The following is a 15,317-nucleotide window of genomic DNA, read 5'->3' as shown; positions in this document are numbered from 1 at the left end:
GCCCGTTCCGGACCCCGTACCGACCGGTCTACGTACAGGTCACACAGATAAGCGAGAGTAGCGCCATCCGTTATTATCCGGGCATAGGCCACCTGCTCGCCGGAACCGGTGCGGTACCCCGTCAGACTAGCCGTTAGATTGCGGCCAAGCCGTCCGAGAGCTGGGGAGAAGCTTCGATGCCTGCCTGCAAGGTGTTGACCGGAGCCGGGGACGCATGCAAAACCTTTGCCACTTTGTGCTCGCGGGCCGCAGCAACAAAGGTCCGGAACAGCGCTTCCTCTTCCGGCAGTTGTTCTGGATGCCATTGCACACCCAGGCAGAAGCTCTGGCCCGGATGTTCAATCGCCTCAACAATCTGGTCCTCACTCCAGGCCGCAGCGATGAGCCCCTCCCCCAGCCTGTCAACAGCCTGGTGGTGGGAGACAGGGACGGTGACGGAGTCTTGGCCGAGCAGACGGTTCAGGAGGGAATCAGCTTTGACCTCCACCTGAATGCTATTGAACTTATGCCCGCCAAGCTGGTAAACGCCGTCGCCCACAACGTCAGGGAGGTGCTGATGGAGCGTCCCACCGAGAGCCACGTTCAGCAACTGCTCGCCCCTGCAGATGGTCAGGAGTGGAACATCTTGCCGGATCGCTTCAAGGATCAGTGCCAGTTCCCATTCGTCCCGGGCCCGTCGTGGGGAATCTGTCGCCGGGTGGGCTTCCTGGCCGTACCGTGCAGGGTCAACGTCCCATCCTCCGGGCACCAGGAGACCATCCAAGGTGCTCACCAATTGCTCCACCACTCCCGCGAGGACAGGCTGGGGAGGCAGCAGAACAGGAATGGCACCGGCAGCCAGGAGAGGAGCGAAATACGCTTCGGGCAGGAAGGCAGAACTTACGCGGCCGCAGCCATCGGTGCCAGCCTCCTCCAGATAGGTGGTTAGCCCAATTAACGGCCGAACGGTTGTTTCCGGTGCGCTCATTTCCCTGTCCTTCCACATGCATCCATAAGCAAGGCTACGAGCGGTTTGTTTATTCCATGTTTCGTAACCGTCACCATTGGGTATCAAATGGGCCGGAGAGCAGCAGCGGAAGGGGTCATTCCGTGAGGAAAGAGGGACAGGCCAGTCTAGGGATGAGGGACGTTCAGCGGAACAACGGTGAACCGCCGGTTAGCCAGGGAGGGCACCCGTTGCCGCACTGACTGGAGCCGTTCCGTCGCGACGTCTGCGAAGATCACCCCAGACGCTTCCCCTGCATTAGCGAGGACCACCCCTGCTGGGTCCACGATCATGGAGTATCCGGTGCCCAACGGCGCCGTTTGGTTGGCCGCCACAACATAGGCCGTGTTTTCTATGGCGCGGGCTCGGATGAGGGTATTCCAGTGGTCTTCCTTCCCCGGGCCGGGAACCCACATGGCAGGGATCAGAAGTACGTTGGCTCCTGCATCAATGAGGCGGCGCGCACTCTCGGGAAAGCGGAGGTCGTAGCAGGTGAAGGCACCGAGCCGGAGATCCCCGAACGTCAAAAGGAAGGGATCACTGAAATCCCCTGGCGCTATGCCCTCGCTCTCCCTGTAGCCAAAGGCGTCGTACAGGTGGATCTTCCGGTAGGTGCCCGCGATGTTGCCGTCAGCGTCCACAGCAACCAGCGTGTTGTACGGTAATCCGGCGGGGTTTGCCTCAATGGTTCCGACAACCACGGGCAGGGCCAGCTTCTTGGAAACGGCTGCAATGCCGCTGATGAAGGGACCGTCCAGTCCCTCAGCCACGGAGGCCAGAACGGCGGCAGATTCAGGAGAGCCGTAGAGGCTGAGCTCAGGTAGCAGGAGCAATTCAGCTCCCCCTGCCGCGGCCTGCTCCATTAGCCCGGTGATGGTCTCAAGGTTGGCGGCTGGATCCTTGCCCGCTGTGAACTGCCCGGCTGCTACACGCATTCTGTCTCCTTTTTCTCACCTCACATCGTCCCACCCTTGCAGTCAGGATGGGTACCGGCAAATTTCCGGAGATGAGTCCGGCTCTTACCAGCAAATGACTGCCAACAAGTGACTGGATTTTTCAATTTAAACTTGACGGGCCCAACCCGGCAGTTCAAGGTTAAGGGAAGAAATAAGCATGCTTAGTATAAAAATAACTGGTGTTGGTCCCCCTGGGATCGACCCCGGAGCCCCGGGGGGAGCTGCCGGAACCTGGTGTGTTGAGTACCTTCAACACTTGAGGTGAGGAAGTTTTCGATGTGCGGGATAGCTGGCGAACTGGCCTTCGGCGGGGTGAGGGCCGGCATCGACCCAGTCAGAAAGATGGCGGCAGCGATGGAGTCCCGGGGGCCGGACGGTCAGGGAATCTGGCGTGAAGGCTGGGTGGCTTTGGGGCACCGCCGGCTCAGCATCATCGACCTCTCCGATGGCGGCGCCCAGCCCATGGTCGACGAGGACCTGGGGCTGGCCCTTGTGTTTAACGGCTGCATCTACAACCACCACGCACTGCGCCGCGAACTTGCACCCTACTACCGCTTCAACTCCACCAGCGATACGGAGGTGATCCTCAAGGCATACCACCGCTGGGGGGAAGACTTCGTTCACCATCTTGTGGGGATGTTTGCGGTGGCCCTCGTGGACTCTAAGCGGAACCTGGTGGTCTTCGCGAGGGACCGCCTCGGCATCAAACCCTTGTATTTTGCCGAGGCTGGAGGCAGGATCCGGTTCGCATCGACCTTACCGGCGTTGGTTGCCGGCGGCGGCGTCGACACGTCAATTGACGAGGTGGCGCTCCATCACTATTTGAGCTGGCACTCCATAGTTCCGGCTCCGCGAACCATTCTGCGCGGCGTCAGCAAGCTGCCTCCCGCCACGGTAAGGATCATCAATGCCGACGGCGGCCACCGGGACCGGGTCTACTGGAAACCGGCGTATGTGCGGGACCCACAGCGGATCGATTGGACCGCGGAGGACTGGCAGGAAGCCCTGCATGCGTCGTTGCGCACCGCCGTCGAGCGCCGGCTGGTGGCGGACGTTCCGGTCGGAGTCCTCCTTTCCGGGGGTCTTGATTCGAGCCTCCTGGTGGCCCTGCTGGCGGAAGCGGGCCAGCCGGGACTCAGCACCTTCAGCATTGGTTTTGATGGGGCCGGAGAGGAATCCGGCGACGAGTTCATGTACTCAGACCTCATCGCCCGTGAATTCGGCACAGACCACCACCGGCTGCACATTCCCACAGCCGAATTTGCCCCCGCGATCGGGGATGCTCTGGATGCCATGTCCGAACCCATGGCCAGCCACGACGTCACTGCATTCTTCCTGCTCTCCAAGGTTGTGTCCGAGCACCTCAAGGTGGTCCAGTCCGGCCAGGGCGCGGACGAAGTTTTTGGCGGCTATGCTTACCACCAGCCGGCCCTGACAGTTGAACGGGACGCTGCCCTGGACACCTTCACCGCCGCGTTTGCGGATCGCAGGCATGCCCAGATGGCGGAAGTCCTTGAGCCGGAATGGTTCTGTGGTGCGGATGTCAGCCGTTGGAAGCTGCAGTCAGAACTAGCCCGCCCGGGAGCCGAAACAGCAGTGGACGCACTCCTCCGCCTGGACACGCACGTCCTGATGCCTGATGATCCCGTCAAGCGCGTGGACAACATGACTATGGCGTGGGGTCTCGAAGCCCGCGTACCGTTCCTGGATCAGGACCTCGTTGCGCTTGCGGCCTCCTGCCCGCCCGAATTCAAGGCCGGAGGCGAAGGCAAATGGGTGCTGAAGGAATTGAGCCGCAAGCTCCTGCCCCCAGCGGTCATCGACAGGCCCAAGGGTTATTTCCCGGTCCCGGCATTGCGCTATCTGGAGGAGCCGTTCATCACCATGGTGGAGGATGCGCTCCACGCTCCCGAAGCAAAGCAGCGGGGACTCTTCCGATCCGACTACATTGAGTCGCTCCTGCGCAGCCCGAACGGCCAATACTCACCGGCGGGAAGCAATACCCTTTGGCAACTGGCAGTGCTGGAGATGTGGCTGCAGCAGCACAATGTCGGGTGAAGCTGCCACAAACTACATGTGGACGTGCAGGCGCCGTGCAGCCTCGGAGATGGATCCGCTCAGTGACGGGTATACCGTAAAGGTGCTGGCGACGTCGTCGACGTGCAGTTTCTGCTTGACAGCAATGGCGATGGGGAAAATCAGCTCCGACGCGTTGGGGCCCACAACCACTCCCCCGATCACCGTTCCCGAGCCCTTGCGGGCGATGATTTTTACGAACCCGTCCTTGTGGTTGCGCATCTTGGCGCGGGCGTTGCTTCTCAGCGAGAGTTTGATGACATCGCCCTGGTACTTGCCGGATTCCACTTCCTCTTCGCTAACGCCCACAGAGGCGATTTCCGGGGAAGTGAAGATGTTGGATGCTACCTGGTGCAGTTTGACCGGGGTCACGCTGTCGCCCAGGAAGTGCGCGATGGCGATCCGGCCCTGCATAGCGGCCACAGATGCCAGCGGCAGGACCCCGGTGCAGTCCCCGGCGGCGTAGATGTTGGGGGCCGAGGTGCGGGAGACGCCGTCCACCTTGATGTGCCCGCTCTCCGTAAGCGCCACACCTGCTTCCTCGAGGCCGACGCCGGCGGTGTTCGGGATGGACCCGACGCAAACCAGGCAATGGCTGCCGGTCACTTTGGAGCCGTCGCTGAGGGTGACCACGACGCCGTCGTCCGTACGTTCGACAGTCTCCGCCCTTGAACGGGACAGCACCCTGACTCCCCGGCGCTCAAAGACCTCTTCAAGGACCTGGGCGGCATCTGTATCGGATCCGGGAAGCACCCGGTCCCGGCTTGAGATCAGGGTCACATGTGAGCCCAGGCCGTTATAGGCGGAGGCGAATTCAGCGCCAGTGACGCCGGATCCCACCACGATCAGTTCCTCCGGCAGTTCGTCCAGATTGTAGATCTGCGTCCAAGTCAGGATACGTACGCCGTCGGGCCGGGCTGTGGGGAGCTCGCGCGGGTGGGCACCCACAGCAAGCAGGACGGCGTCCGCCTCAACTCTTTCGGTACCCTCCGCGGTGAGGACCTCGATGGTGTGGTTGTCCACCAGTTTCCCGGAACCCATCAGGATGCGAACGCCCTGAAGCTCCAGGCCCTTCAGGATGTCGGCCGACTGCTGCCGGGCCAGGTTCAGGAGACGATCATTGATGTGCTTGAGGTCCGCCCTCATGACTGGCACAAAATCCCCGCCGTCGACGTCGAACTTGACGCCCAGCTCCCCCGCCTCACCGACCCGGGTCATGAGGTCCGCCGTCGCGATCAGGGTCTTGGAAGGCACGACGTCGGTCAGTACAGCCGATCCGCCAAGGCCGGCCCGCTCGATGATGGTGACCTTCGCGCCCAGCGACGCGGCCACCATGGCGGCCTCATAGCCGCCGGGACCTCCACCCAGGATTGCGATACGGGGGGCGCGGAAATCAGGATGCGTAGTCACAATCATCCATTCTCGCCTATCCCTCCCTGCACAACCAATACCGGGCGCTTTCCGGCCCAAGCACCACGCGTGCTGGATAGCTAAGGGGACATGCGGCCGGTCAGAAGCGCGCGGGCAACATCGGGGCGTCCATTGCCCTCGGCAACAGCGGAAGGCACTTGAACCACTCACGGTGGGTTTCGGTCATCTCCTTGCGGGCCAGCAGGTCTGAGGGGCCCATGTTTGCCGGTTCTGTTTCGAGCACTTGCCGTTCGTGGTTTCCGCTGGACAGCTCCGGACAGCAAATCACCAAAGTTGACGATGCTGTCCACGCTGCGCTTTTCAATGTCGGCCAGCACTGCGTCAAGGGCCAGCAGGTTGCCATGGACATCGGAAATGACAGCGATTCGCATCTGCCCACCCTAATCGCTGTACTGTAATCGCTGCTCGAATCGCCCTACTGGGCAGGACGGCGGCGGCACGATAACTTGTACCAGTGAGTAATACAGACTTCCGGAACACTGATCCCCTTGAGGCTGATCCCTTTGACGCTGCGCGTCGCGCGGCCGAGTACATCGCCCAGGAGACAGACGTCGACCGTCACGATGTCGCCCTGGTGCTCGGCTCCGGCTGGGGAGGTGCAGCTGACCTGATCGGCCACACCACGGCCACCCTTTCGGCAGACGAAGTGCCCGGATTCTCGGCACCGGCCGTCGAAGGCCATGTAGGCACCATCCGTTCAGTGCTGACAAGGGACGGCAAACGCGCGCTGGTCCTTGGCGCCCGCACGCACTATTACGAGGGCAAAGGGGTCCGCGCCGTGGTCCACGGGGTGCGCACTGCTGCCGCCGCCGGTTGCAAGACGCTGGTGGTCACCAACGGCTGCGGCGGACTCAACGAAAACTGGGCTCCCGGCACTCCTGTGCTCATCAAAGATCACATAAACCTCACCGCTACGTCCCCGCTCGAAGGCGCAACGTTCGTGGACCTCACCGATCTCTACTCCTCGCGCATCCGGGCCCTGGCGCAGGAAGTGGATCCCTCGTTGGAGGAAGGTGTTTACGCGCAGTTCACCGGCCCGCACTATGAGACCCCGGCCGAAGTGCAGTATGCCAAGCGCATCGGTGCCGATCTGGTGGGCATGTCCACGGCCCTCGAAGCCATTGCCGCCCGGCACGCCGGGATGGAAGTCTTCGGCATCTCCCTTGTGACCAATCTCGCCGCAGGCATCAGCCCGGTGCCCTTGAGCCATGAAGAGGTCCTTGAGGCCGGCCACGCGGCAGGCGCCCGCATCTCCAAACTGCTGGCCGAAATCATCGCCAGGCTTTAAGCCCTGAAACCGTCAGTCCCCAACAACTGACCCAAACTGTGACCGTTCTCCCCCGCTTTCGAGGCAGGCTTCCTGAACGTTTGGGGCTAGTTTGGATCCTATGACCTCTATCGATCCCGAACTGCCGCAGCTGTTGGACTCCGCCCGTGAATGGGCAGCGCAGGACCCGGATCCCGCTACCGCAGCAGCTCTCTCTGAGCTCATCCTGCGTGTTGCTGATGGCGTTCCCGCTGCCCGCCAGGAGCTGACGGACAGCTTCAACGGCACCCTCCAGTTCGGTACGGCCGGGCTTCGCGCCCCGCTGGGACCCGGGCCGAACCGCATGAACAGGGTAGTAGTCCGCCGTGCCGCTGCAGGTTTTGCCGCCTTCCTCACCGACGCCGTCTCCACAGCGGCCCCCGGAACCCGGCCCCGCGCCGTCGTCGGCTACGATGCCCGCTACAACTCGGACATCTTCGCTCAGGAGACGGCCGCGATCTTCGCGGCGTCAGGCATTGAAACTTTCCTTTTGCCGTCGGCCCTGCCGACGCCGTTGCTCGCCTTTGCTGTGCGGCACCTGGATTGCGACGGCGGCGTGATGGTCACCGCCAGCCACAACCCGCCCGAGGACAACGGGTACAAGGTGTACCTTGGCCGCCACGCTGTGGAGGAAAGCGGGCGTGGAGCACAGATCGTGACACCCTACGACGAGCGTATTGCTGCCAAGATCAACGAGGTTGGCTCCCTGGACTCGGTGCAGCTTGCCGATGAAGGCTGGAACATTCTGCATCCCTCAATCATCGCGGACTACCAGTCAGCTGTTGCCGCGCTGGCTATGCCGGAGGCATTCCCTGCCCGCGAGCTGAAGATCGTCCTGACCCCTCTGCACGGTGTGGGCGGCGAGACCGCAGTGTCCGTCCTGAATGCTGCAGGTTTCAAAGATGTCACCCTCGTGCAGGAACAGGCGCACCCGGACCCCGATTTCCCCACCGTCAGCTTCCCGAATCCGGAGGAACCGGGGGCGCTGGACCTTGCCTTGGAGACGGCGCGACGGGTGGGTGCAGATATTGTGCTTGCCAACGATCCAGATGCTGACCGGGCTGCCGTGGCCGCCAAGGATCCTGATACCGGCGCCTGGCGCATGCTGCGGGGCGACGAGGTGGGGGCCCTTCTGGGCCACCACATTGTTACCAGGCTTGCCGGCCAGGCCATTGAAGGAGAGCAGAGCCAGGGTGTCCTGGCCAATTCAATTGTCTCGTCACGCCTACTCGCCCGAATCGCCAAGGCTGCAGGATATGCCCATGAGGAAACGCTGACAGGCTTCAAGTGGATCTCGCGGGTGCCGGGACTCCTTTACGGCTACGAGGAAGCGCTGGGTTATTGCGTTGCCCCTGAGCTGGTGCGGGACAAGGACGGCATTTCCGCATCAGTGCTCATCGCGGAGCTCGCAGCCGCCGCGAAGGCTGAAGGGAAATCGATCTTCGACACCCTGGACGAGCTCTACCTGTTTCACGGGGTGCATGCCAGCGACCAGCTCAGCATCAGGGTGGCGGACCTCGGGCTGCTCGGAGCCATGATGAACAGACTCCGTGTGACTCCCCCCGAATCATTCGGAGGATCCGCCGTCGAAACGTACACGGATCTCTCGGAGGGAAGCGAACACCTTCCCCCCACCGACGGCCTGCTGTACATCACCAAGGACCTGAGCCGCGTAATCATCAGGCCCAGCGGGACCGAACCCAAGCTGAAGTGCTACCTGGAAGTGATCCAAAGTGTGGGATCGGCGGCCGAACTTCCGCAGGCCCGCCAAGCAGCAAGAGCCTCGCTGGACAACGTGTTGCATGATGTCCGCGAGGCTCTGGGGCTGTAGCTCTGGGGCTACAGCTGCTGGGGCTGTAGCTGCTGTTAGAGCTCGACTTCGATGTAGCCGTCTACAACCTTGGCGTTGAACGTGGGCAGGCTCAGCTCTGCATTGCCGAAGCATTCCCCGGTTTCGAGGTCATAGACCTCTTTGTGCAGTGGTGAGGCGATGGTGGGCCTGTCTCCGCGGGAACCGAAGATGCCGCGGGCCATAACGTGGGCTCCGGTGGCCGGATCCTCCTGGGAAACGGCGTAAACCTCGTCCGAAGCGGTGCGGAATACCGCAATCTGGCGTCCGGCAATCAATGCTGCTTCGCCCCAGGCGGGCTCAAGCTCTGCAATGGGGCACACCCGGTGCCAACCTGTCGCAGCTGCGGTGGTTTCTTCCTGAAGTTCAAGTACTGCCGTCATTTTTCGGGCCCCTCTCACGTTGCCTTCTGTCCAGCGGGAAGCGTCTGTGCTTTTGTGGGTGCTGCTGAATGCTGCTTCCCGTGGAACCCGGACCGCCGACGCGGCCACATCATCAAAAGTAGGCGGCGGGTGTTTCATCGGCATGCAGTGAATGTGTCCGGCGGGTAAAAGAGACCTCACTTGCCGGGAAATCTGTTCGTGATGCAGAAGTTAAGTTCACGAAACAATTGGGAAACTGAAGCGAAACTGCCCTTGCCTAGTCTGGATGGACAAGCTGCAGAGCACCGTCTGCGGCCCATGCGAAAGGCCCACAGTGACCGGACAGACTTCAAGCACAGAGACACCACGCCGCGTCGTGGTCGCCGGCGGCGGCCCAGCGGCCCACCGTTTTGCGGACGCAATGCATGCCCGTGGCCTCGATGGCTGGCACGTTACTGTCCTCACCGAGGAAACCCACCTCCCTTACGACCGCGTGGCTCTCAGCAAGGCACTCACGGACAACGACTACGACCTCACCTTGGGTGAGGCGTCCATGTGGGACCACGGTTCGCTCGAGCTCAAGACCGGCGAGCGCGTCATTAAGATCAACACGGATGGCAAGTCCGTGGAAACCGCAGCCGGCAACAGCTACGAATACGACCACCTCGTCGTCGCCACGGGCTCGAACGCAGCCCGCCTGCCGATCCCTGGTGCCGAGCACACCCACGTCTACCGCACGCTCGAAGACGTCTGGGCCATCAACAAGGCTATTGCCGAGCTCACTGAAAAGCTGGGGCGCAAGGTCAAAGCGGTCACCATCGGCGGTGGCCTCCTGGGCCTTGAGTCGGCTGCCGGTACGGAGCAGCTGGGGGCCACACCCATCGTCATCGATGGCGCAGCATGGCTGATGGCCACCCAGCTCGATGAGGGCGCCGGCCAAGCGATGGGCCGCCTCATCAAGGCCAAGGGCTTCGAAGTCCACAGCGGCGTGTTCCCCTCCGAGGTGTTGTCCGACGACGACGGCCAGGTCACCGGTGTTCTCATGGCTGACGGCCGCATCATCGACGCTGACCTTGTGATCGTCGCCATCGGCGTCCGCCCGCGCGATGAACTCTTCCGCGCCGCGGAAGGCGAAGAGCAGATCTTCTCGCTCGGCCAGCGCGGCGGTGTTGTTATCACCGACGGTTGTGAAACCGAGATTCCCGGCATCTGGGCCATCGGTGAAGTGGCCAACTTCGGCGGCATGTGCCTGGGCCTGGTAGCCCCGGCCAACACCATGGCTGAGATCGTCGCTGACCGCCTGCACGGTGGCGAGGCCACGTTCCCCGGCTTTGACACCGCTACCAAGCTGAAGTTGTCCGGCGTTGACGTTGCCAGCTTCGGTGACGCGTTCGCCAAGACTGAGCACGCCCTCGAAATCGTCTACGCCGACCCCGCTCGCGGCGTCTACCAGAAGATCGTTACTACCGATGACGCCAAGACCCTGCTGGGCGGTATCTTCGTCGGTGACGCTACTCCGTACACAAGCCTCCGCCCGCTCCTGGGCCGCGAACTCTCTGCGGAGCCCGGCGCGTACCTCACTGCCGCCGGCGGCGGAGAGGCGCCCGATACCGAACTGCCCGATGACGCCATCCTCTGTTCCTGCAACAACGTAACGGCCGGAACCATCCGCGACACCGTTAATGGCTGCGGCGCTTGCGAAGGCAACGCCCCCGTGCAGGAACTCGGCGAGCTCAAGGGCTGCACGAGGGCCGGTACCAGCTGTGGTTCCTGTGTACCCATGCTGAAGAAGCTGCTCGAAGGCGAACTGACCAAGTCCGGCGTCGAGGTCTCGAAAGCCCTTTGCGAGCACATCGAACTGTCCCGCCAGGAGCTGTTCGACGCGATCCGCGTCCTGGAACTGACCTCCTTCGAAGACATCATGGCCAAGTACGGCAAGGGTGCCGGCTGCGACATCTGCAAGCCGACCATTGCCTCCATTCTGGCCAGCCAGCACAACGCCTATGTCCTCGACGCCGGCCGCGGCGCCCTGCAGGACACCAACGACCGTGCCCTCGCGAATATGCAGAAGGACGGCACGTACTCGGTGGTTCCCCGCATCGCCGGCGGTGAAATCACCCCCAAGAAGCTCGGTGTCATTGCCGCCGTCGCCGAAAAGTACAACCTGTACACGAAGATCACCGGCGGCCAACGGATCGATATGTTCGGTGCGAGGCTGGAGCAGCTTCCGGAAATCTGGAAGGAACTGGTGGACGCCGGGTTCGAATCCGGCCAGGCCTACGGTAAGAGCCTGCGTACAGTGAAGTCCTGCGTCGGGTCCACCTGGTGCCGCTTCGGCGTCCAGGATTCGGTGGCCATGGCCATCCAGCTGGAACTGCGCTACCGCGGCCTCCGCAGCCCGCACAAGCTCAAGATGGGCGTTTCCGGCTGTGCCCGTGAATGCGCCGAGGCCCGCGGCAAGGACGTCGGTGTCATTGCGACGGCGGACGGCTGGAACCTCTACGTCGGCGGCAACGGCGGCGCCACCCCGGCCCACGCCCAGCTGCTGGCCAAGGACCTGGACGACGAAACCCTGCTGAAGTACATCGACCGTTACTTCATGTACTACATCCGCACCGCCGACCGCCTGCAGCGCACCGCACGCTGGCAGGAAGAGCTCGACGGCGGCATCAAGCACGTCGAGGACGTGGTGGTGAAGGACACCCTGGGCATCGCCGAAGAGCTCGAGGCGGCCATGGCCAAGCACGTGGACACGTACGTGGACGAATGGGCTGACACACTGAAGGATCCCGAGCGCCTGCGCCGGTTCCGCTCCTTCGTCAACGCCCCCGATCAGAAGGATGACTCCATCACCTTCGTACCGGACGAGCGCGGCCAGATGCGCCCGGCCACCGCTGAAGAAAAAGGGAAAGTGCTCATTGGAGCTTCCATCCCCGTCCGGTCAGCCAACGAATCCGTCACTGAAAGCAAGGTGTAACCCATGCAGCTCAGCATCGATGTCAATGGCCGCGAAGTTCTCATCACGGGCTCCGACCATGCAGCCCGCCAGGCGGTCCGCCGCTACGAGGCTGCCGGCGCAGTGATTTCCAGGCTGAGCACTCCCCACGGTGCACGCCATGACGGTCCCCTCCCTGAGCGGCCGTTCCTGGTCGCAGCGGTGGACGACGGCCAGCCAGGCTGGGATGGGCTCCTGGAGCGGTGCCGTGAAAACGGGATCCCGGTCACCACTGAGCCCGCGGCCGGTGCCAACGGGCACGTCACACTGGTGGGCGGCGGACCAGGCACTGCCGAGCTGCTCACTGTTGCCGCTATCAAAGCGCTCCGGGACGCTGACGTCGTCTTCTACGACAGGTTGGCGCCGTATCAGGAACTGCCGTCGCTGACTTCGGCCGAGCTGGTGGACGTGGGCAAACGCCCCGGCCACCACCCGGTCAGCCAGTCCGGCATTGAGAAGCTTATGGTCGAGGCCGCCCTGGACGGCAAGAACGTAGTCAGGCTCAAGGGCGGCGACCCTTACGTCTTTGGCCGTGGAGGCGAGGAAGTAGCGGCCTGCGTGGCAGCCGGTGTTCCCGTCCGCGTGGTCTCCGGCGTTACCAGCGCCATCTCTGTCCCGGCGGCTGCGGGCATCCCCGTAACCCACCGTGAAGTGAGCCACATGTTCACCGTGGTTTCCGGTCATGCACCCCTCACGGAGAAGGAGCACATGCACCTTGCCGGCCTCGGTGGCACTATCGTGGTGCTGATGGGAATCGGAACACTGCATCAACTCGCCGCCGGCCTCCGGAAGGCCGGAATGAGCCCGGAGATGCCCATGGCGGTTATCGAACGCGGTTACCGGCCCGGCCAGCGGACCACCATTGCCCAACTGGGAACCATCGTGTCAGCGGCTGCAGAGTGCACCAACCCCGCCGTTCTGGTGATCGGCGAGGTGGTTCGCGTGGGGGAAGCCAACCGGGGGCATGCCGAAGCGTCAGCTGATCTTGACCGCCTTGCGGCATCGCTGCTGGGATCGTGACAGACCCCATGACTGCTGTAGATACGGTTGCCCCCTTTCCGAACCCTGCGCTTGCCTCCGCCGGCGCCCAGGAACTTCCCTCCGCAGAGGGGGGCGAGTTGCCCCTTGAAGGTTTCCGGATCGGCGTAACCTCCCACCGGAGGTCGCAGGACCTGATCGAGGCCCTGGAACGGCGCGGTGCTGAGGTGCTGCACGCTCCGGCTTTGAAGATTGCCCCCGTCCAGGAGGATTTCCGCCTCATTGACGACACGCGGGCCGTCATCGCAGCCAAGCCTGATCTTTGTATCGCGACGACGGCCTACGGCATGCGCCGCTGGTGCGAAGCCGCTGATTCGTTCGGCATCGGCGACGAACTCCTGGAGACGCTCGCTGCCTGCCGGATGTTCGTCCGCGGGCCCAAGGCGCGCGGCGCTGTCCGGGCGGCCGGCCTTGCCGACGTCGGAATCAGCAGCGATGAAACCACGGCGACCCTGGTGGACATGCTGCTGGCCGAAGGTGTCCGAGGGAAAACCGTCGCCGTCCAGCTGCACGGCTACACGGACGTCCGCCAGCTTGAGCGGCTCCGGATGTCCGGTGCCACCGTCCTCACCGTGACGCCGTACCGCTGGGTCAAGCCTGAGGGTGAGGACAAGCTCCCGCGGCTGATTGAGGCTGCCTGCAGCGGAAACCTCGATGTCCTGACGTTTACCAGCGCCCCCGCAGTGGACGCATTGTGGAGCACTGCCCATGAAATGGGCCTGTACAAGCAACTGATCGAGGCCCTGAAGACCACCGTGACCACCGCCGTCGTCGGACCGGTGACGGCTCAGCCGCTTATCGACGCCGGACTCTCACCGCTGGTTCCGGAGCGGTTCCGCATGGGTGCCCTGATACGCCTGGTGGTTGAACATCTCGCGTTGAACCATGTCCGCAGGCTGGATACACGCTCCGGCAACGTGGAATTGCGTGGCCGTTCCTTGCGGATCAACGGCGAGCAGGTGGAGATGGCTCCGGCACCGCTCCTGCTGCTCCGCGCCCTGCTCGGCGCGGGCGGGGCGGTCCTGTCCAGGGATTCGTTGTCTGAGCTCCTTGAACTCCGTGGCTCGGTGCACGCGCTGGACATGACGGTCAGCCGGTTGAGGTCGTCCCTGCCCGATGGACGCCTCGTGGAAACCGTGGTCAAGCGCGGCTACCGGATCCGCGTCTAGCCCCCCAGGATCCGCGTCTAGCTCCCCAGCTTCCGGCCCGTGGCACAGCGTCGTGTTACCGGCCGGTAAACAACCCAGTACAACTCGTAGTGCTTTCTCCAGGCAGCGGGACGTTTCGGCAACCGCGGGGAAACACGGGCGAAAAATGGACGGTCTAGCCTAGGTTCCATCACGAACCTTGCGGCCACACCAGGGCCGCACCATGAAAGGGCCTGCACATGTCCGCTCCGGCATCCTCACTCTCCCCTATAACTTCTTCACCCGCTGACGCCCCCTCGGCCGCGCCCCCCTCAGGTACCCCTGCCCCCAGAATTGTCATCGCAGGAGCGGGTCCGGCCGCCCAGGCACTGGTGGCCCAGCTCGCCCGTCAGCGCTTCGCCGGAAGCATCACAGTACTCAGCAACCGGGACGACGCTCCGCACGAGCTGCTTCAGCTCGCCGTCCTGCCCCGGGTATCGGTGCGCTTCGGCCAGCCTGCCAGTTACATTGACCCGGTCCAGCGTTTCGTGACAACGGCTGACGGCATGGAATTCAGTTACGACCAACTGGTCATAGCCACTGGATCAGCCCCCGTTCACTCCCCCGTTGACGGCTCCGCACGCTGCCTCAGCTACTCCACCATTGACGACGCCGGCCGGATCGGCGAAGCGGTCAAGGAAGTAACCAGGGTGCTGGGCCGGCGCCCCTTGGGAATTCTTGTGGGCACTGGTGCTGCTGCTGGCCAGGCCGAGGCAGTCCTCAGGGCGCGGGGTGTCCGGCCCATACGCACAACCCTCCGGCCGGCTTCTGTGGTGCCCACCATTGCAGGCTCCGTCCTACCCGCCGCCGGCATCGTCTTCGAAGACGGCAGCACCATGCAGGGCGACCTCGTGGTGCTGGCGGAAGAGCGCGTTGCGCGAAGCGCGCTTGCCGCCAGCGCCGGGCTGCTCACCACAGCCGACGGCGGAATTGTGATCGACAGGGAGTTCCGCACCTCAGCCCCTGGCATTTGGGCTATCGGCGACGCTGCTTCGTTCGACGGCGTCCGCCTGGGCCTGCTGGTGGCCGCCGATCCGGCCGCGGATGTCTGTGCAACGCAGCTGCTCCACGCGGCCTCGGCGGGGTCAGTTTCCGCAGCCGCTTGACAAGTCCCGGTTCCCTGCCCGGACAC

Annotated in this window: 12 protein-coding genes; 8 read left to right on the top strand and 4 right to left on the bottom strand. The window is 63.4% G+C overall.

What is annotated here, in order from left to right:
- Positions 1–133 precede the first annotated feature (133 nt).
- Together M1D88_RS06315 and M1D88_RS06310 are read right to left on the bottom strand one after the other, a co-directional pair.
- Positions 134–967 carry a gamma-glutamyl-gamma-aminobutyrate hydrolase family protein gene (locus M1D88_RS06315; protein ID WP_458113704.1) on the bottom strand — a complete coding sequence of 278 codons (834 nt, stop codon included), beginning with the start codon at positions 965–967 and terminating at the stop codon, positions 134–136.
- Positions 968–1,113: 146 nt separating this feature from the next.
- Positions 1,114–1,920, bottom strand: a complete 807-nt coding sequence (locus M1D88_RS06310) for a carbon-nitrogen hydrolase family protein (RefSeq protein ID WP_458113703.1) — start codon at positions 1,918–1,920, stop codon at positions 1,114–1,116.
- A 297-nt stretch (positions 1,921–2,217) separates the two neighbouring features.
- Between M1D88_RS06310 and M1D88_RS06305 the strand changes: the two genes are divergently transcribed.
- On the top strand, positions 2,218–3,999 hold the full coding sequence (locus M1D88_RS06305; protein ID WP_458113702.1) for an N-acetylglutaminylglutamine amidotransferase: 1,782 nt from the start codon (positions 2,218–2,220) through the stop codon (positions 3,997–3,999).
- A 12-nt stretch (positions 4,000–4,011) separates the two neighbouring features.
- Here the strand turns inward: M1D88_RS06305 and M1D88_RS06300 are convergent, their stop codons facing one another.
- The gene (locus M1D88_RS06300) at positions 4,012–5,427 is read right to left on the bottom strand and encodes an NAD(P)H-quinone dehydrogenase (protein ID WP_458114449.1); all 1,416 of its coding nucleotides are present in this window, start codon (positions 5,425–5,427) and stop codon (positions 4,012–4,014) included.
- Between the two features lie 158 nt (positions 5,428–5,585).
- Between M1D88_RS06300 and M1D88_RS06295 the strand changes: the two genes are divergently transcribed.
- From M1D88_RS06295 to M1D88_RS06285, 3 genes are all read left to right on the top strand, one after another.
- The gene (locus M1D88_RS06295) at positions 5,586–5,846 is read left to right on the top strand and encodes a hypothetical protein (RefSeq protein ID WP_458113701.1); all 261 of its coding nucleotides are present in this window, start codon (positions 5,586–5,588) and stop codon (positions 5,844–5,846) included.
- Between the two features lie 56 nt (positions 5,847–5,902).
- Positions 5,903–6,736 carry a purine-nucleoside phosphorylase gene (locus M1D88_RS06290; RefSeq protein ID WP_458113700.1) on the top strand — a complete coding sequence of 278 codons (834 nt, stop codon included), beginning with the start codon at positions 5,903–5,905 and terminating at the stop codon, positions 6,734–6,736.
- 100 nt (positions 6,737–6,836) lie between these two features.
- Positions 6,837–8,585, top strand: coding sequence for a phospho-sugar mutase (locus M1D88_RS06285; protein WP_458113699.1), 1,749 nt, complete (start codon positions 6,837–6,839; stop codon positions 8,583–8,585).
- Between the two features lie 35 nt (positions 8,586–8,620).
- On the opposite strand, the gene nirD is transcribed toward M1D88_RS06285, so the two are convergent.
- Positions 8,621–8,986 (bottom strand): nitrite reductase small subunit NirD, encoded by a 366-nt coding sequence (gene nirD, locus M1D88_RS06280; RefSeq protein WP_458113698.1) that lies wholly within the window; start codon positions 8,984–8,986, stop codon positions 8,621–8,623.
- 313 nt (positions 8,987–9,299) lie between these two features.
- Between nirD and nirB the strand changes: the two genes are divergently transcribed.
- The 4 genes from nirB to M1D88_RS06260 all read left to right on the top strand — a co-directional run bounded on the left by nirB (position 9,300) and on the right by M1D88_RS06260 (position 15,291).
- Complete coding sequence (gene nirB, locus M1D88_RS06275; protein ID WP_458113697.1) at positions 9,300–11,942, top strand: nitrite reductase large subunit NirB; 2,643 nt, start codon at positions 9,300–9,302, stop codon at positions 11,940–11,942.
- Positions 11,943–11,945: 3 nt separating this feature from the next.
- Positions 11,946–12,980, top strand: coding sequence for a uroporphyrinogen-III C-methyltransferase (gene cobA, locus M1D88_RS06270; protein WP_458113696.1), 1,035 nt, complete (start codon positions 11,946–11,948; stop codon positions 12,978–12,980).
- An 8-nt stretch (positions 12,981–12,988) separates the two neighbouring features.
- On the top strand, positions 12,989–14,167 hold the full coding sequence (locus M1D88_RS06265) for a uroporphyrinogen-III synthase (protein ID WP_458113695.1): 1,179 nt from the start codon (positions 12,989–12,991) through the stop codon (positions 14,165–14,167).
- Between the two features lie 218 nt (positions 14,168–14,385).
- Positions 14,386–15,291: an FAD-dependent oxidoreductase gene (locus tag M1D88_RS06260; protein WP_458113694.1), complete on the top strand. Its 906-nt coding sequence runs from the start codon at positions 14,386–14,388 to the stop codon at positions 15,289–15,291.
- Positions 15,292–15,317: the final 26 nt, after the last annotated feature.

The sequence above is a fragment of the Arthrobacter sp. R1-13 genome (assembly GCF_054161475.1).
The sequence above is the reverse complement of the archived record's forward strand: the minus strand, read 5'-3'. Positions and strand labels throughout refer to the sequence as shown.

What these genes read in the sequence shown, in the direction of transcription:
- cobA (WP_458113696.1), top strand. Translation starts at nt 11,946, where the DNA reads ATGCAGCTCAGCATCGATGTCAATGGCCGCGAAGTTCTCATCACGGGC.
- M1D88_RS06285 (WP_458113699.1), top strand. Translation starts at nt 6,837, where the DNA reads ATGACCTCTATCGATCCCGAACTGCCGCAGCTGTTGGACTCCGCCCGT.
- M1D88_RS06265 (WP_458113695.1), top strand. Translation starts at nt 12,989, where the DNA reads ATGACTGCTGTAGATACGGTTGCCCCCTTTCCGAACCCTGCGCTTGCC.
- M1D88_RS06305 (WP_458113702.1), top strand. Translation starts at nt 2,218, where the DNA reads ATGTGCGGGATAGCTGGCGAACTGGCCTTCGGCGGGGTGAGGGCCGGC.
- M1D88_RS06310 (WP_458113703.1), bottom strand. Translation starts at nt 1,920, where the DNA reads ATGCGTGTAGCAGCCGGGCAGTTCACAGCGGGCAAGGATCCAGCCGCC.
- M1D88_RS06260 (WP_458113694.1), top strand. Translation starts at nt 14,386, where the DNA reads ATGTCCGCTCCGGCATCCTCACTCTCCCCTATAACTTCTTCACCCGCT.
- M1D88_RS06315 (WP_458113704.1), bottom strand. Translation starts at nt 967, where the DNA reads ATGAGCGCACCGGAAACAACCGTTCGGCCGTTAATTGGGCTAACCACC.
- nirD (WP_458113698.1), bottom strand. Translation starts at nt 8,986, where the DNA reads ATGACGGCAGTACTTGAACTTCAGGAAGAAACCACCGCAGCTGCGACA.